Origin of the sequence: Bacillus sp. RC51, assembly GCF_044908115.1 — a bacterium.
Taxonomy (GTDB): domain Bacteria; phylum Bacillota; class Bacilli; order Bacillales; family Bacillaceae_G; genus Bacillus_A; species Bacillus_A mycoides.
Window position 1 is genome coordinate 158,626 of record NZ_JBIYCW010000008.1, and the last position, 15,644, is coordinate 174,269.

Here is a 15,644-nt window from a genome sequence, read left to right on the forward strand (position 1 = left end):
AGACTTCTTTACATAATGTTATTTCCCACAAACCAAAATAGCCTCACGCAAACGAGAAATGCCTTCTTCAATTTGATCAATATTCACTTTTCCATAAGATAAACGAATATAACCATCTTTCGCGCCGAAAATACTGCCCGGCATAAAGGCGATTTCTTGTTTTAAGCTTTGCATAATAAGCTGTTTTTCGTTTATCGGTTCGTTTAATTTTCCCCATATGTATATACCGCCAGTTGGGTTTGAAAAAGAGATTTTATCGTGAAGCTGTTCATTTAAAGCACGGACGATAATGTCTCTTTTTTCTGCTAGTTGCTTTCGTAAAGGAACTATATGCGACTGAAATGGAACTGTTTCGAAAAATTGTTGTATAAGCCACTGCGGGAATATACTCATTCCTAATTCCATTTGGTGACGCGCATCTGATAATCGCTCTACGACAGACTGCGGAGCGACAAGCCAGCCAACTCGTAACCCTGGCGCAATCATTTTAGATAAGGAATGTACATAAATGACAGTTCCATTTTCATCAATCGATTTTAAAGTAGGACAAGGTTGTTTCTTTTCTAACGTAAGTAAACTAGACGGATCATCTTCAACGATCGCAATTCGTAAGTCTGCGCAAAGTGATAACAATTTTTTTCTACGGTTTGGATGCAGCATCGTTCCCGTAGGATTTTGGAAATTTGGATTTAAAAAAATCATTTTAATACGATGTTTTCTATACAATTCCTGCACATCGTCTGGATTAATACCGTGTTCATCGACAGGTAATGGGAAAATACGAATACCTGCCGATTGGAATAATGGTAATGAGTAGCAGTGAGAAGGGCTTTCGAAAGCGACTGCGTCACCTGGATTTAATAAACATTGTACGATAAGGTGAAGTGCTTGCTGTGCACCAGATGTAATCATAATGGATTGTTCAGTCGCTTCAACTTTTAAATATTCCTTCATATATTTCACTACCGCTTGTCTTAGCGGGAGATACCCCTGGGGATGATCGTAACTTAATGACTGCGTTAACGGTTGTTCTCGCAAAATCGTTTGTAGTTGATCGTGAGGATAGAGGTTACAACCGAGCTCCCCGTTTGCAAAATCTATAATGTTGTCATTTTGTTGTACTTCCGCCCGAATATGGCGAAGTAACGGTAAGTTTGGTAAAAACGTGCCACCTTCTACGAAATTTCTCCAGTTCGGCGTTAAAGTTGGAGAAACACCCCACATATGTGTACTTACACGTGTACCTTTACCGGTCGTACTTTCTACAATTCCCATAGCACGTAGTTCATTATAAGCAGTCGTTACTGTACTTCGGTTTACATTTAACTGCGTAGCTAATTTCCGTTCGGAAGGGAGGAAGCTTCCTGGAGGAAGTTCTCCGTATGTAATACGTTTCTCAATAAAGTCAACTACTTGCTGATAAATTGGGATTTTACTGTCGTTATCTAGCTTCCATTCCATACAAACGCCTCCGCAAATCTTATATACATTAAGTATAACAAATTGGCTGGGTAAAAAAACAGCCAATTGGACGGTGTTATATCCAGCCAATTTTACTATGCTAAATAGGGAAGGGGAGATTCGGATGAAACGATGGCAAATGGAATGGCTCCTAGTATCAGTAGCATTAGTATGGGGAGCAAATTATACAATTGGAAAGTATGGCGTGGCATATATGTCATCCATTCAATTTAATAGTTTACGATTTTTAGTAGCATCACCGGTATTATTACTTATTACATTTTTAATGGAACGATCACTTCGCATTGAAAGAAAAGATTGGTTACGATTAGTAGCAGTCGGTATCGTTGGAACGACAATGTATCAAACGATGTTTATGCTATCTGTGAAATATACTTCAGCAACGAACGCCTCATTATTAATTGCGATGTCACCTATTTTTACAGGAATATTAGCAGTATTGCACAAACAAGAACGTTTTTCTATGAAAGTACAAATGGGTTCAATAGTAGCATTTATTGGTGCAGCATTCGTTTTATTAACAGGACATACAGGAGGAGCTACATACGAGTATGCATGGCTCGGAAATATAATTGGATTAGTCGCAGCAATTGCGTGGGGATGGTATCCCATTTTAGCGCAACCACTTATCACAAAATACTCCGCAATGAGAGTCACATCATGGTCTACTTTAATTGGAATTGTACCTCTCGTTATATACTGTTTATTCAACGTAAATACATTAACGTGGCCAGTAGATATGCCAAGCTGGGGATCACTAGCATATTCAATCGTCTTTGCGACAATCTTCGGACTTGCAATGTGGTATGTCGGTATTAGTAAAATCGGTTCAACGAAAGTAATGGTTTATATGTATCTCGTACCATTGTTCGCAGTTATCTTTGCAGCTGTAACAATTGGAGAGCAAATCAATATGATGCAACTCGTTGGCGGTCTTATAATCTTCATCGGCTTATATGTTGTAAAAAAAGGCGGAATCAAAAAGCCAGCTCTCAATTTGAAAAAAGTAAGTTAGTAGTAAAAATGATCTCTTTCATATAGAAGGAGATCATTTTTTATTTCGTAATAAAAGCGCTTGTTTAACAGCCCATTTTTGATGATCGTGAAGTAAATGTTCTATAGCAAGTGATGGAGACAGCCATTGTAAAATATGGTCTTCTTCATGAACTTCAACTTCATGTATCTTTTGTGCGATGTAAAAGAACCCGTCGTTTAAATAATATGTATCCTCTTTTTCGGCATAAAAATATCGTGCTGCATTACCGATATAACGATCAATTTCAATCGCCCAACCTAATTCCTCTAGTAATTCTCGCTGTAAACATGCTTCTTTCGTTTCCGTACCTTCCATACCGCCACCAGGTAAAAAGTAATGTTCTCCTTTTTCGATGATAGCTATTTTTGAGCAAGCATTATTAAAAATAACCGCATAGCAACTTGGCCGTAATACATACTGAACAGTAGGTTCTTTATAACCAAATGTAAGTTTTGAAATCATAAAACACGACCTTTCTCTATAAAATACATAAAAGGAATATTAAGACAAATATAGAATTATATAAGTATAATCTTATAGGAGTGGAGTGATAACAACATGATAAATCGAAAATGTTCAAGGTGTAAAGAAATAACAGGTACAATACATGGTGGTAAAAAAATAAATGAAGAATTTTTGTGTGAAGATTGTCTACAAAAAGGAATTGCGAGCGGGGAAATCGAATTATCACAAGTGGAAGAAGAACAAACTTCGTATCTTTCTATAAAAATATTAAAAATAATGAGTGTTATTTATTTAATAGTATCTATTATAACTGCTTTTTCTGCTGGAGCACTTATACAGGATCCAGGGCTTGGTGGAATATCATTTTCAATAACAGGTGCAGTTGGTGTTATGATAATTGGATCGATATTCCAGTCTGTTCTTGTATTTTCAGGTATTTGGGTATTCATTCTGTTAGTCGAAACGGTTATTAAAATATATGAAAAAATGAAGTGAGTGAGAGGGAGAAATACATGCGAGTAAGAAATATTCAAGGGGAAGATTATGTAAATATTCATTCTGTATTAAATGATTGGTGGGACGGAAGAGATATGGCTAGTATGTTGCCGAAGTTGTTTTTCGTCCATTTTCAAGAAACGAGTTTTATCATTGAAGAAGATGGAGAAACGTTAGGTTTCTTATGTGGATTTTTTTCACAAACGCATAAAGATGAAGCGTACGTTCATTTTATCGGTGTAAATCCGAAGTTTAGACGAAAAGGAATCGCATCGACGTTATATTCTTATTTCTTCGATAGCGCTCGTGCAAATAACCGTAAAGTTGTAAAAGCGATAACGTCACCAGTTAATAAAAAGTCAATTGAATTTCATCAAGAAATCGGATTTCAAATTGAAGCTGGGGATGATGAAATAGAAGGTGTATCCGTACATACAAATTATGATGGGAACGGCGGGAGTAGAGTTTTATTTTTAAAAAATGTGTAAAGTAGGCTGACGTAAAGTTAGCCTTTTTGTTGTGAGGAGGGATAAATATGGAGAGTTCTCAAAGTAGAAACGAGTATTTACGACGTGTTTATAAAGTGCAAGACTATATAGAATCACATATAAATGATTCACTTTCAATTGAAGATTTAGCTAATGTGGCAGGCTTTTCAAAATTTCATTTTCATAGAATTTTTAAAGGGATGATGGATGAGCCGTTATCTCGGTATGTGAATCGTTTGAAATTAGAGAGGGCAACACACCTTCTTACTTATCGTACAGATATGACGATTACAGACATTGCGTATTACTTCGGGTTCACAGATTCAGCAGTTTTCTCCCGGACATTTAAAAGTTATTACGGAGTAAGTCCGTCTCACTATAGAAATCACAATAGCAAGAATTGCAAAGACGTTAGCGAAGATTCTCAATACAATGAGTGTAAGAAGGTTCGAGGAGAGGTCGAAATTGTAACAGCGGACAACGTAAACGTCGCATACATAAGACATGTAGGTACATATAAAGATTTAGCTATAGATTTTCCAGAAATGATAGAAAAACTATTTCATTACGCATCGAAGCAGAAATATCATGTATTCGAGGATACGAAGGTATTAACAATTTACCACGATCATCATGAGTTTACAGAAGACTATCATTTAAGAACAAGTCTATGTGTAACAATTCCAGATGAGTCCGCAGTAGAAACGAGCGACATTGGAATAATGGTAATACCTTCAGGCAAGTATGCGGTAGGTCATTTTGAAATATTCCAAGATGAATATAAAGGAGCATGGGATTTCTTATACGGTGAGTGGCTTCCAAATAGCGGATATAAACCGAGAGATTCGTATCCTTTTGAAATGTATAAAAATGACCCAAAGCAGCACCCAGAAAATAAACATATAGTCGATATATATGTACCTATCGAACCTTTTTAATCATGGGTTAAAGGGGAATGAATAATGAAAACTGCTGAAAAGTTAGATCTGATTATAAAAGAAGAATACAAAAATATTAATGGTATGTTAGTAGTGCAGAGAGGTAATGTTGTTTTTGAAAATTATTATAATGGTTACAGTCCAGATAATGCGTTTCATGTAGCGTCAGTCACAAAAACGATAATCTCTGCGTTAGTTGGGATATGTGTAGATAAAGGGTATATAAAAAACGTTGATCAAAAAGTAATGGACTTCTTTCCTGAATATAATATTAAAACATCTGAAATAACAGTACGACACCTTCTTACAATGACAGCGCCATATCCTTATGTGGACTGGCAGGAATCGTTAGAAGAACTATGTACACAAGAGGATTGGGTGCAGTATACGCTAAATAGAATCGGACAAGGCGGAGAAATCGGATCTTTTAAATATTCATCTGCAGGGGCTCATTTATTATCAGCAATTATTACGAGTGTAACAGGGAAAAGTGCCCGTGAATTTGCGAACGAACACTTATTTCAGCTTATTGGTATGAGAGAAATTCCAAACTACAATATGAAAGCATTTGGATTCGATGACTTATTCGGAAAAGATGTAAAAGGATGGGTGCACGATCCAAATGGTATTTCGACAGGTGGATGGGGACTTACGTTAACAGCTAGAGATATGACTAAGTTTGGACAATTGTATTTGAATGAAGGTACGTATGATGGAAAACAAATTCTTTCAAAATCGTGGGTACAAGAATCAACAGCGATGAATTTAAATCAATATGGTTACTTATGGTGGTTACGAGAAGAAGATGGTGTCTATTCATACTGTGCAATGGGCGATGGTGGAAATGTGATTTGTTGTGTACCGGAGAAGGAACTGGTGGTGGTGATTGCATCTGAAATTGTACCGGAAGTCAAGGATAGATGGGAGCTAATTTATTCTTTATTGTATACAGCTAAATAATTGAATTTAGCAAAAAAGATGGTATGAATTGGAATTTCATACCGTCTTTTTTGCTATTATGTATAAGTAAGAGATAGAAAGAGATTTTTCTAGATGGATTAAAGATGTTGTGTGAAAGGTGAGGGTATGGTGACCAAATCTAATATTGTAGAAATTATTTCAGCTTTAGTATCTATTTTCGGTGTGTATATTCTTATAAATGCACCAGAAATGGGGAGTAAGGCAGCTAGTAGATCTGTTACAGAGCAGGGCGGTCATATGGATACAAGTACATATTTAGCTATATTACAGGGGTATGGAAATTCTTATACCATTCTAGGTGCGATTTGTTTATTTATGGGAGTGCTCAGTTTAATTTTGGTGATTTCAATTCAAGTATATAAAAGTAAATAGAGGTTAAAAAAGAAATGCTCCTGTCAATTTGATAGGAGCATTGTTTGTATGAATATGAATGATTTAGATTTATAGATTAATGAGTGGACATGAGCAACTAAGATTTAATATTAATCAGGTCTAAATCTATGAAAATGTTGAAAAGTAAACATTCTGTATAACTACAGAAGGCTTGTTTAAAACAGGGTATATTATTGGGATATTAATGATCAGCAAGTTGCTCATCTGAATGTACAGAGAGAAATAAAGCAGGATTAGGAAAAATCTTAGTGTATGAAAATCAACAGTCAATTTTAAAAATAGCGTAACTTAGATTTTATGTCATTTTATTATAAAAAATGTAAATATTGTGTAAAAAATGTAAAATTAAAGAATGTTCTCACTGCACTGTTGTTTTTTTTTGATATAGTGAGGTCACGGCCTAAGAATACTTAAATATTTAAGTGAATATTTTAAACAAGGGGGATTAGGGATATATGAAAAGCCTAATTAAAAAGACATTAGCTACTCTAGGTATTACAGCTTGTGCAGTAGGTACGGTTTCTTCAGTTTCATTTGCCTCAATTAGCTGGGATTCAAGTGCAGCATGGGTGGGTTCCGGAGCTAAAGCTTCTGCATCTGCTTATACGGCGAAAACAAATGAACCTCATTATTACAAGATGACTGTAAGTGCTCGTTTTAATGATGGATCCTCAGGTTTTAGGCAATTGCCTAATGCTTCAAGTTCTGATCGTGTAAGTGTCAATTTTACATCAAACGGACCAGTAAGCAGTGGTAACTCATCCCATGAATGGGTAATGGTTGGCGATAGTGCGTATACATCAAAGGTCATGACAATTAAGTAAGAACTATACAAATAATAATAAAAACCGTGAAAAAAGGATTTATACCTCTTTCACGGTTTTTAAAATCCGGAGGATATATGAATTTAGTATTAAAAGAAATAGCGGTGAACAAAAAAATATTCAGTATGTTATTTATTGGATTTGTATTAACGATATTGCCGATACTTATAGCTATATCAACTCGAGAGTATTATGATGAGAAATTTTATGATAGTAAAAATGGTTATTTTAATTATTACTACTCCATTGAGCTAACTGGTATGGGAGAAATAAATTTAAAAAAATTTCAAGAGTTAGCAGAATCTGATTTTATAAACTCTAGCGTTATTACAAATGATATTCGTACTACTATTCCAGATATCGGTCAAGTGACTATCGTTGGCCTTATTAATATGAACTGGTCCCCGCCTTTGCTCAAAGGTTCTCACATGAAACAAGGTGAAAAGAATAATGTAATTGTAGGAAAGAAAATTTATAAAGATTCTGCAACAATAAAATTATTTAATAAGGAATATACAGTTAAAGGTGTGAGTGGAGCAAATACTGGATATGAATATAATTATAAAATTTACGTCTCTCTAAATGATATGCCAGATGAGGTGAAACAAAGTATACAAAATGAAAACACATTTCAAATGATAGTTAGGTCTAACAAAGATCCTAAAAGAGAGATAGACACATTCATTCAGCATGTTAAGCAGAATAGAACAGATACATATGCTAAAGTGATAAATGAAAAAGAGAATTATGAGAAAGAAAAAAACTCAAGTCAAGCAGTGGAAGAATTACTAAATTTCCCATATAGACTTCTCATCATAGCTTTAATTAATTGCATAATTGTAAGTTATTTTTGGATTTATACGAAGAGAAAGAGTCTATCTCTAAGGAAAGCTTTAGGAGCAAGTAGCTCGAATCTTTTTGTATTTATATTTAGTCAACTATTCATATGTGCAATCACAGCAGCGGCTTGTGCAATAGGTATACAATGGATTTTAAGCACTTTGAGTAAAAGTATTATAGAATATACAAGTTATAATATTAGTTTAGGTATTTTTCATATTGTAATGAGTGTATTTGTCTCTCTTTTAATATCTTTCATTACCTCTTTAATACCATTCGTCTATGTGTTAAAAAGTGAACCTGCTAAAGCATTGAAGGAGTAAAAAATATGATGAGAATAAAAAGCGCTGTAATAGCTTTAAAAAAGAGATTTCTATTTTCACTGCTTCTACTAATACAATTTACGCTTGGATTATCAACTATAACGAGTTCTATTAATGTATTTTATAATTTATACTATCTCAATGACAATTCAAGTTCAGTGTTAGATTTGGACAACACATACTTAATTTCTTTTGATATGAATACAGATAGGTTAAGAAGCGATCAATTTAATAAAGAGCAAATTCAAGAGATTTATAATAAAATTCAACAAAATAAAGATGTGATTTCGTATGGAACATACGAAGAGAGGATAATAGAATTAGAATCAAGTAATAGATTACTTAAAAATAGTATGCTTGGTGATTTGAAAAATAAAACATTTCACGATGAAAGACCCACTATTAATACAATCATAGTAGATGAAAACTACTATAGATTACTCAATGTGTCTTTAAAAACTGGAAAGGGTTTTTTACACCAAGATTTCCTAAAAAAAGGTGAAGAGAGAATGAATGTTTTAGCTGGTTCTTACTTTAAGGAATATTTTCAAGTGGGGGATACAATTAATGATCGATATACGATTATTGGTTTTTTACCAGAAAATAAATTCATTGTAAATAATAATTCCACGAATACATATTTGAAGTTGGATAAAGCAATGATATTGCCTATGCCATCGGAAAGGTATGAAGAACATGAATCAATGTTTTTAAGGTTACATCAAAGCACCGTATTAACTCTACGAAAAGGTGCAGATATAAAGAAATTACAAGAGACAATTCAACTTAAAGGAAACGACGTTACGTTATATCTAAAAAATTTAGGGGAAGAAATAAATAAAGATGTTACTGTTAATAGCTATTCTGAAATCCCACAACTTATAGTAGGAATTCTATTTATTTTATTTTCAATAGCGGGAATTGTTGTAACCACCATAATCTCAATTATGATGAGGAAAAGGGAATTTGGTATAAAATTGGTTCTTGGAGACAGTAAAATTGGAATTTTTATTCAAATTGTTTTAGAAAACACTTTTGTTGGAATAGCTGGCATGGGGATGTCGCTAGCATACTTTTTATTTAGATATGGGGCTCTTCTACAAACAGCAAAAGACTTAAATGTGGCGTCTGTATTAGACTTTAAATTAAATCTGCCTATATTATTTTTAGTATTTCTATTCTTACTACTAATTATTATTGTTTCAAATTTCATTGTCTTCTTGTTTATTAGAAACCTTGAACCTAAAACATTAATAGGAGGGATGGAATAATGAGTTTAATTGAGCTAAAAGATATTAAAAAGGTGTATAGTAACAAAAATCACAAAACGTTCGCTTTAAACGGTATAAACTTAACGATAAAAAAGGGCGAAATTATAGCGGTAATGGGTCGATCAGGTTCAGGAAAAAGTACACTATTAAATGTTATAGGGTTAATTGATATGCCGAATGATGGGGAATATACTTTAAATGGAAAAACATTAAGTGAAATTAGAGCAAATAAAGTTCATAAAACAAGAAATGAAATGATTGGATTTATTTTTCAATATTTTGCGTTGTTAAAAGAACATAGTGTACTGGATAATGTAGCACTACCACTAACGTATAGAAAGCTAAAGAAACGTGAAAGAGAAAATAAGGCGAAGTTCTATTTAGAAAAAGTAGGTTTAAAAGAACATATGCATAAAACACCAGACGAGTTATCAGGTGGACAACAGCAGCGGGTAGCTATCGCAAGAGCGTTAGTGGGCGAACCAGAAATAATTTTGGCTGATGAACCGACTGGGAATTTAGATAGGAAGACCGGAGAAGAAATTATGAATCTGCTATTACAACTAAATGAAGAAGGAAGAACGATTATTATTGTAACGCATGATATTGAAGTAGCGAATCAGTGTAATAGAATAATTGAGTTAGTTGATGGGGAAGTTGTGCGGAGTTAAAGAATGAGAGTTAATAATTATTTATTATTTAAGAAACCATGCTGATTAACTTTTCAAAATGGTTTCTTTTTATTTTATAGAATTAAAATTGTAGTAAAAAGCTACATCCCACCCGTAACTTTTCAGAGCAAAAAATCGTTTAACAAAAGAAAGGATTTTCAATCACGAATGGGGGGAGAAACATGAAGATTTTAATTCTAGGTGGTACACGTTTTTTAGGAAGAGCTTTCGTAGAAGAAGCTTTAAAAAGAGGACATGAAGTTACATTATTTAATCGCGGAACGAATAAAGAAGTTTTTCCTGAAGTAGAGCAGTTAATCGGTGACAGAAATGATGATGTTTCAAGTTTAGAAAATCGAAAATGGGATTTGGTCATAGATACGTGTGGATTTTCTCCTCATCACATTAGGAATGTAGGAGAAGTACTTAAAGATAATATAAAGCATTATACATTCATCTCAAGCCTTTCCGTATATAAAGATTGGATTCCGTATCACATAAAAGAAGATTATAAATTACTACCTGAACCACCAAGTGATAAGGTAAAAGCTGTAGAGAATGGTGAAATATCTCCTTATGAGTATTACGGTGCGCTTAAAGTATTATGTGAAAAAGAAGCAGAGAATTATTGGCCGGGGCGTGTTTTACATGTAAGAGCAGGACTTCTTTCAGGGATGTTTGATTATACAGATCGGCTTCCATACTGGATTGGGCGTGTAGTAAAGGGAGGAGAAGTGCTAGTTCCAGGAAGAAAAGACCGTCCAGTGCAGATAGTTGATATAAAAGACGTGGCAAACTGGGGACTAAACATGGCAGAAACCAATAAAGCAGGTACATTCAATGTTACAGGTCCAAATTATGAATTGACGATGGAAGAGCTATTAAATACGTGTAAAAAGGGTACGAATAGTGATGCTGAATTCGTTTGGGTTGATGAATCGTTTATGAATGAGAATAAAGTACAGCCATGGACGGAAATGCCATTATGGCTTCCCGAAGCTTTTTCATTAGAAGGTGAAACAGATCCGTGGAAAGGTGGATTCTCTATTAATATAGAGGGCGCAGTTAAAGAGGGTCTTACTTTTAGAAGTTTAGAAGATACTGTTACAGACGTGTATGAGTGGATGAAAGAAACGAAACATAGGGAATTAAAGGCAGGTATTTCAATTGAAAGAGAAAAGGAGCTGTTAGATAAGTGGAATGAAACAAAGAGAGTGTAAATAAGGATTCTATGAAAACAGGACTCTGTCTATTGGTTAAACAGAGTCCTAATATTTATCTACCATTCAATTGGTTCTTCCCCATATATTTCCCATAACTTAGGAAACATCTTTTTCAAACCGTCTTCGTCATCTTCATTCCAGTCAAACTCGATATCTATATCGTCGAATTTTTCATTAGATAAGACATGATAAAGTGTAAAGTAAGTATCATTTTCATCCCCGTTTTTTTCTGCATATACAGTGTATCCAAAGTATAATGAAAGTTCTTCAATATTTGGTACGTCATACTCACTCAAATTTTCTAATACAGGAATTAACCGTTCTGGATCTTCAATACACGCTTCGTATGTTTCTTTTCCTTGATATAATAACCACCCGCGGAAGTAATCAAAACTATCATCCGAACAACCGCCCATAATTATATAAGCAGCCGCCCATAAGTGAGACGTATAGGAAGCTTTTAAAATATGGTGCATATGTGTGTCAAAAGCTACAATTTCATGTACTGTACGTTTAGCAAGGTGAGAAATGAGCCATTCTATTTGTTCTTCTTGGTCTTCGCCTTTCGTTTTTGCACGAGCGATTATCTCCCAAAATTCTTCTTCTGTTATCGTTTTTTCTTTTATGTAATCTTCCCCTAGAATAGGGTCGGTATATCCTTTTTTTCGTTTGGAAGCGATTAGTTTGTTAGCTTCTTTTATGCATTCTTCTTCTGTTTCAAATTCTTTCGCTTTCACACTACCAGCTGTGCCAATTTTTCCGTAAAACACAACGTAGTCTCTATCTTTCACAACGATTTTCCAAAACTTATTTGATTTCTCAGTTTGCTGGATTAATAACGTTTCTATTCGTACCCCCATATTGCTTTTCTAGTATGCATTGTGATTGTAACATATGTATAAATACCTGTAATGACGAAAAGGTAAGTGTAGTTTTCGGAAAGTTCGAAAATCATTGAATGCAATAGAAAAATTTAGTAATCTTATTTGTACAGCACATACATAATAGTTTTGTAATGATTTGATATTTAAATAATATATAGGGGGCATTCAGGATGGATCTTACGTTTAAAGTAGAAGAAACATGTTTTAATTACCGAGTCGGAGCAATTTGTAAATATGATAATAAAATACTTATCCTTCAAGATGAAGGTGAAGAGTATTGGTACGTACCAGGCGGAAGAGTGAAAATGCTAGAAAATAGTGAAGATGCGTTAAAACGAGAGCTTGCAGAAGAACTAGGCGTACCTATTGAAGTGAAGAGATTAATATGGTCAGTAGAAAACTTCTTTACACTTTCTGAGCGAAAGTTTCATGAGATTAGTTTTTATTATGAAGTAGAATTGCATGAATTACCTGCAAATGGGGCGGATCAATATATTCTTGAAGAAGAAGGTAGAAAATATTTATTTAAGTGGGTGCCGGTAGAAGAGTTAGATGCATATAACTTACAGCCAGCGTTTATAAAAGATAAAGTAAAGGATGTATCAGTTCATACAGAACATATCGTGTTACAAAAGTAAGCGTGCTTGGAGGGGAAAACGGTGAAGGGGACTAAAAAAGAGATACATATAGATGATAAAGTCATTCGTTACACACATATCGAAAAAGGTTCTAATACAATTTGTTTTATGTTCTCAGGTTCAGGCTACAATTATGACAAGCCGTTATTTTATTATGCAACGATGCTTATGCTTGAAAATAAAATAGATGTAGTTCATATTCATTATTCCTATGATGGACAGTTAATGGAAAAACCAATGGAAGAAGTAACGAAAGTAATGATGGATGATATTAATCCTATCATTAATGAAGTGCTAAGAAATGGACAATACAACGATTCGATGTTTTTAGGAAAATCACTCGGAACAATCCCGATTGCGAATGATTTAATGAAGAGAGAAGAATACTTACAGTCAAAAATGATATTACTTACACCTTTATTGACGTTTGATTCGATTTTTGATTCGATCTTACATAGTCATCACGACGGGCTTTTAGTAATTGGAGATAAAGATCATCAATATAATGCAAATCAAATAAATCAGTTACATAAAACGAATTTACAGATTGAAGTTGTCAAAAACGCTAACCATTCTGTAAATGTTGGAGAATTTGAAACCGAGAATTCGATCGAAGCGATAGCAAAAATAATAGAAAAACTTAAAGAAGTTGTTAGGAAAAACTAACCTATCAATACATGCAAAAAGAGGTGCGAATGGCACCTCTTTTTTATTTAATAAGCCTTCAAAACATGAAGCAAATAATCTTTCCGATTTAGCGGATTAAAGTCAACACGTTTTCGAGTAGGGAAGGGAGCTGTAAGCTTTGTGAAACCAGTTGGCTTTGTTATAAAGATACCTTCTCCTTCAGTAAATGAATGGAGCAGTCGTTTGAAATTTTCTGTTTTTGCAACAGGTAATGATCCTGTTAAATGGTAAGAGTCATTATAGAATATAGGCTCTGCAAAAGTTGCTGGGATGGCAGCTAGTTTATACATTGTGGTACTAATTGCGTGCTCTGGTACAGTTAATTCAAATTCGTTTAATGGCTCATATACACATGTTTCAGCCCGTTTCAAAGCATCCATTAATACGAGCGGTGTTAAGTTTCTAAAGTCACTCGCTGTTGTAACAGGGCTAGCATAACCAGTATGTGTTAACGTGACGATAATGTCAGTAACTTCCCATCCAAATAAACCTTGTTTTAACGTTTGAAATACTGTATCTTCAATCGCTTTATGAAATGCTAAAGGTAGTGATCCAAGTTCAACGTCTAAGTTATACGTTATGCCAGAGTTAAGTTCACCCCGTTCAACTTTGAAGCCGATTGTTGCGTAAAAAGGATTTTCTTTTTCACCCATTACTTCAACGCTATTCCCTAAGTCAATTGGTTTTTCAATACATACAACTCGCGTGTTTGAAAAGGTAACTTGTAGACGGTATTTTTCATAAAGTGTTGTTTCAATAACTTCTTTTTGCACTTCACCGAAAAGGCGAATGTATAGTTCATTGTGAACATTGTCTTTCCACACTTTAATGAGCGGATCTTCTTCGCATAGCTCCATAAGTGCAGCGTATAGATCATGAATTCGCTCTTTAGGTACTGCTTCAATAGCAGCTTCCATTTGTGGTTCGGCAAAGTGAATATCTTTTATATAATCCGTCCGTTCACCGATAATATCACCAATTTTAATATTCGTAAGTCCCCATACTTTGCAAAACTCTCCGCTTTGAACAGTAGAAGATTGAACGGCATCTCCATTATGAAACATGCACATTTTTTTAATCTTTTCCTTATGTGGTAGAGACTCTCCACGCTGTATATCAACATATTTTCTAACGTGTAAACTACCTGAAAAAACTCTTACGTAAGCAATCTTTTCGCCAGAAGATTCACGTTCAATTTTAAAAACAACACCGGATAATGTTTCATCTTGTGCCGATTTAGTAGCTGGAATTAAGGATGAAATATTTTTAAGTAATTCAGTTACTCCTATACCTGTCATTGCTGAACCGAAAAAGATTGGGTACACATTTGCTTGCTGTATTTGCTTTTCGAGTTCTTTTCTTAATAGTGCATCCGGTATTATTTCGTTATTTACATATGACTCAAGCAATGATTCGTTAAATGGTGCTAATCGTTCAATACAATCGTCATAGGATTTATATTCAATAATCCGTACTTCCTTTGTACCTTCGTTTTCTACAGAGTAGAAGGGGCATGCTTCATTTGAAAGAAGCTCTTTTATTTGTTTCACAACTTTTTCAGTATTTGCGCCACTACGGTCTATTTTATTAACAAATAATATAGTAGGTATGTTTAATTTCTGTAATATCCGCATTAAAATCTTCGTTTGTGCTTGCACACCTTCAACGGCAGATATAACTAAAATGGCACCGTCTAAAACACGGAATGATCGCTCCACTTCAGCGATAAAATCAGCATGTCCAGGTGTATCAATGACATTTACTTTTAAATCATCAATAAAGAAAGAAACGACAGATGCTTTAATCGTAATTCCGCGTTGTCTTTCTAATTCCATTGAGTCAGTTTGCGTATTGCCACTATCTACTCGGCCAACTTCTTTAATCACATTCGTTTCATAAAGAATACGCTCAGTCAAACTCGTCTTGCCAGCATCTACGTGCGCGACAATCCCTATATTTATTGTTGTCATATATGAATATCCTCATTTCATTTTCCATTTTTAAT

General features: G+C 34.3%; 17 protein-coding genes. 13 read left to right on the forward strand and 4 right to left on the reverse strand.

Annotated elements, in window-relative coordinates:
- Positions 1-18: 18 nt before the first annotated feature.
- The gene (pdxR, locus tag ABH959_RS17515) at positions 19-1,461 is read right to left on the reverse strand and encodes a MocR-like pyridoxine biosynthesis transcription factor PdxR (RefSeq protein ID WP_113937619.1); all 1,443 of its coding nucleotides are present in this window, start codon (positions 1,459-1,461) and stop codon (positions 19-21) included.
- A gap of 124 nt (positions 1,462-1,585) precedes the next feature.
- Between pdxR and ABH959_RS17520 the strand changes: the two genes are divergently transcribed.
- Positions 1,586-2,497 (forward strand): DMT family transporter, encoded by a 912-nt coding sequence (locus tag ABH959_RS17520; protein ID WP_113937618.1) that lies wholly within the window; start codon positions 1,586-1,588, stop codon positions 2,495-2,497.
- 33 nt (positions 2,498-2,530) lie between these two features.
- On the opposite strand, the gene ABH959_RS17525 is transcribed toward ABH959_RS17520, so the two are convergent.
- Positions 2,531-2,980 (reverse strand): NUDIX hydrolase, encoded by a 450-nt coding sequence (locus ABH959_RS17525; RefSeq protein ID WP_113937617.1) that lies wholly within the window; start codon positions 2,978-2,980, stop codon positions 2,531-2,533.
- 96 nt (positions 2,981-3,076) lie between these two features.
- Between ABH959_RS17525 and ABH959_RS17530 the strand changes: the two genes are divergently transcribed.
- From ABH959_RS17530 to ABH959_RS17575, 10 genes are all read left to right on the forward strand, one after another.
- Positions 3,077-3,478: a DUF3980 domain-containing protein gene (locus tag ABH959_RS17530; protein WP_085311783.1), complete on the forward strand. Its 402-nt coding sequence runs from the start codon at positions 3,077-3,079 to the stop codon at positions 3,476-3,478.
- A 17-nt stretch (positions 3,479-3,495) separates the two neighbouring features.
- On the forward strand, positions 3,496-3,966 hold the full coding sequence (locus ABH959_RS17535; protein ID WP_113937616.1) for a GNAT family N-acetyltransferase: 471 nt from the start codon (positions 3,496-3,498) through the stop codon (positions 3,964-3,966).
- Between the two features lie 47 nt (positions 3,967-4,013).
- Positions 4,014-4,904, forward strand: a complete 891-nt coding sequence (locus ABH959_RS17540; protein WP_113937615.1) for an AraC family transcriptional regulator — start codon at positions 4,014-4,016, stop codon at positions 4,902-4,904.
- Positions 4,905-4,928: 24 nt separating this feature from the next.
- Complete coding sequence (locus tag ABH959_RS17545) at positions 4,929-5,864, forward strand: serine hydrolase domain-containing protein (RefSeq protein ID WP_113937614.1); 936 nt, start codon at positions 4,929-4,931, stop codon at positions 5,862-5,864.
- Between the two features lie 126 nt (positions 5,865-5,990).
- Positions 5,991-6,257, forward strand: a complete 267-nt coding sequence (locus ABH959_RS17550; protein WP_113937613.1) for a hypothetical protein — start codon at positions 5,991-5,993, stop codon at positions 6,255-6,257.
- 476 nt (positions 6,258-6,733) lie between these two features.
- Positions 6,734-7,102, forward strand: coding sequence for a hypothetical protein (locus ABH959_RS17555; RefSeq protein WP_113937612.1), 369 nt, complete (start codon positions 6,734-6,736; stop codon positions 7,100-7,102).
- Positions 7,103-7,179: 77 nt separating this feature from the next.
- On the forward strand, positions 7,180-8,265 hold the full coding sequence (locus ABH959_RS17560) for an FtsX-like permease family protein (protein WP_113937611.1): 1,086 nt from the start codon (positions 7,180-7,182) through the stop codon (positions 8,263-8,265).
- Between the two features lie 5 nt (positions 8,266-8,270).
- Positions 8,271-9,536 carry an ABC transporter permease gene (locus ABH959_RS17565; protein WP_181777940.1) on the forward strand — a complete coding sequence of 422 codons (1,266 nt, stop codon included), beginning with the start codon at positions 8,271-8,273 and terminating at the stop codon, positions 9,534-9,536.
- A complete protein-coding gene (locus ABH959_RS17570; RefSeq protein WP_113937610.1) occupies positions 9,536-10,207 on the forward strand; it encodes an ABC transporter ATP-binding protein in 672 nt (223 codons plus the stop codon). Before ABH959_RS17565 ends, ABH959_RS17570 begins: the two co-directional genes overlap by 1 nt.
- 182 nt (positions 10,208-10,389) lie before the next feature.
- A complete protein-coding gene (locus ABH959_RS17575; RefSeq protein ID WP_404492978.1) occupies positions 10,390-11,427 on the forward strand; it encodes an SDR family oxidoreductase in 1,038 nt (345 codons plus the stop codon).
- 59 nt (positions 11,428-11,486) lie between these two features.
- Here ABH959_RS17575 and ABH959_RS17580 read toward each other — a convergent pair whose 3' ends face one another.
- Positions 11,487-12,278, reverse strand: a complete 792-nt coding sequence (locus ABH959_RS17580) for a DUF4240 domain-containing protein (protein WP_404493013.1) — start codon at positions 12,276-12,278, stop codon at positions 11,487-11,489.
- Between the two features lie 206 nt (positions 12,279-12,484).
- Between ABH959_RS17580 and ABH959_RS17585 the strand changes: the two genes are divergently transcribed.
- Complete coding sequence (locus ABH959_RS17585; RefSeq protein ID WP_088009398.1) at positions 12,485-12,952, forward strand: NUDIX hydrolase; 468 nt, start codon at positions 12,485-12,487, stop codon at positions 12,950-12,952.
- A 21-nt stretch (positions 12,953-12,973) separates the two neighbouring features.
- Entirely contained in the window at positions 12,974-13,618 is a 645-nt protein-coding gene (locus tag ABH959_RS17590) for an alpha/beta hydrolase (RefSeq protein WP_404492979.1), read from the forward strand.
- 47 nt (positions 13,619-13,665) lie between these two features.
- On the opposite strand, the gene tet is transcribed toward ABH959_RS17590, so the two are convergent.
- Positions 13,666-15,609, reverse strand: coding sequence for a tetracycline resistance ribosomal protection protein (tet, locus tag ABH959_RS17595; protein WP_113937607.1), 1,944 nt, complete (start codon positions 15,607-15,609; stop codon positions 13,666-13,668).
- Positions 15,610-15,644: the final 35 nt, after the last annotated feature.

Bases quoted from the DNA above. Each gene is read 5' to 3' on its own strand.
- ABH959_RS17570 (WP_113937610.1), top strand. From the start codon at position 9,536: ATGAGTTTAATTGAGCTAAAAGATATTAAAAAGGTGTATAGTAACAAA.
- ABH959_RS17535 (WP_113937616.1), top strand. From the start codon at position 3,496: ATGCGAGTAAGAAATATTCAAGGGGAAGATTATGTAAATATTCATTCT.
- ABH959_RS17530 (WP_085311783.1), top strand. From the start codon at position 3,077: ATGATAAATCGAAAATGTTCAAGGTGTAAAGAAATAACAGGTACAATA.
- ABH959_RS17550 (WP_113937613.1), top strand. From the start codon at position 5,991: ATGGTGACCAAATCTAATATTGTAGAAATTATTTCAGCTTTAGTATCT.
- ABH959_RS17540 (WP_113937615.1), top strand. From the start codon at position 4,014: ATGGAGAGTTCTCAAAGTAGAAACGAGTATTTACGACGTGTTTATAAA.
- ABH959_RS17520 (WP_113937618.1), top strand. From the start codon at position 1,586: ATGAAACGATGGCAAATGGAATGGCTCCTAGTATCAGTAGCATTAGTA.
- tet (WP_113937607.1), bottom strand. From the start codon at position 15,609: ATGACAACAATAAATATAGGGATTGTCGCGCACGTAGATGCTGGCAAG.
- ABH959_RS17575 (WP_404492978.1), top strand. From the start codon at position 10,390: ATGAAGATTTTAATTCTAGGTGGTACACGTTTTTTAGGAAGAGCTTTC.
- ABH959_RS17585 (WP_088009398.1), top strand. From the start codon at position 12,485: ATGGATCTTACGTTTAAAGTAGAAGAAACATGTTTTAATTACCGAGTC.
- ABH959_RS17565 (WP_181777940.1), top strand. From the start codon at position 8,271: ATGATGAGAATAAAAAGCGCTGTAATAGCTTTAAAAAAGAGATTTCTA.
- ABH959_RS17545 (WP_113937614.1), top strand. From the start codon at position 4,929: ATGAAAACTGCTGAAAAGTTAGATCTGATTATAAAAGAAGAATACAAA.
- ABH959_RS17560 (WP_113937611.1), top strand. From the start codon at position 7,180: ATGAATTTAGTATTAAAAGAAATAGCGGTGAACAAAAAAATATTCAGT.
- ABH959_RS17555 (WP_113937612.1), top strand. From the start codon at position 6,734: ATGAAAAGCCTAATTAAAAAGACATTAGCTACTCTAGGTATTACAGCT.
- ABH959_RS17525 (WP_113937617.1), bottom strand. From the start codon at position 2,980: ATGATTTCAAAACTTACATTTGGTTATAAAGAACCTACTGTTCAGTAT.
- pdxR (WP_113937619.1), bottom strand. From the start codon at position 1,461: ATGGAATGGAAGCTAGATAACGACAGTAAAATCCCAATTTATCAGCAA.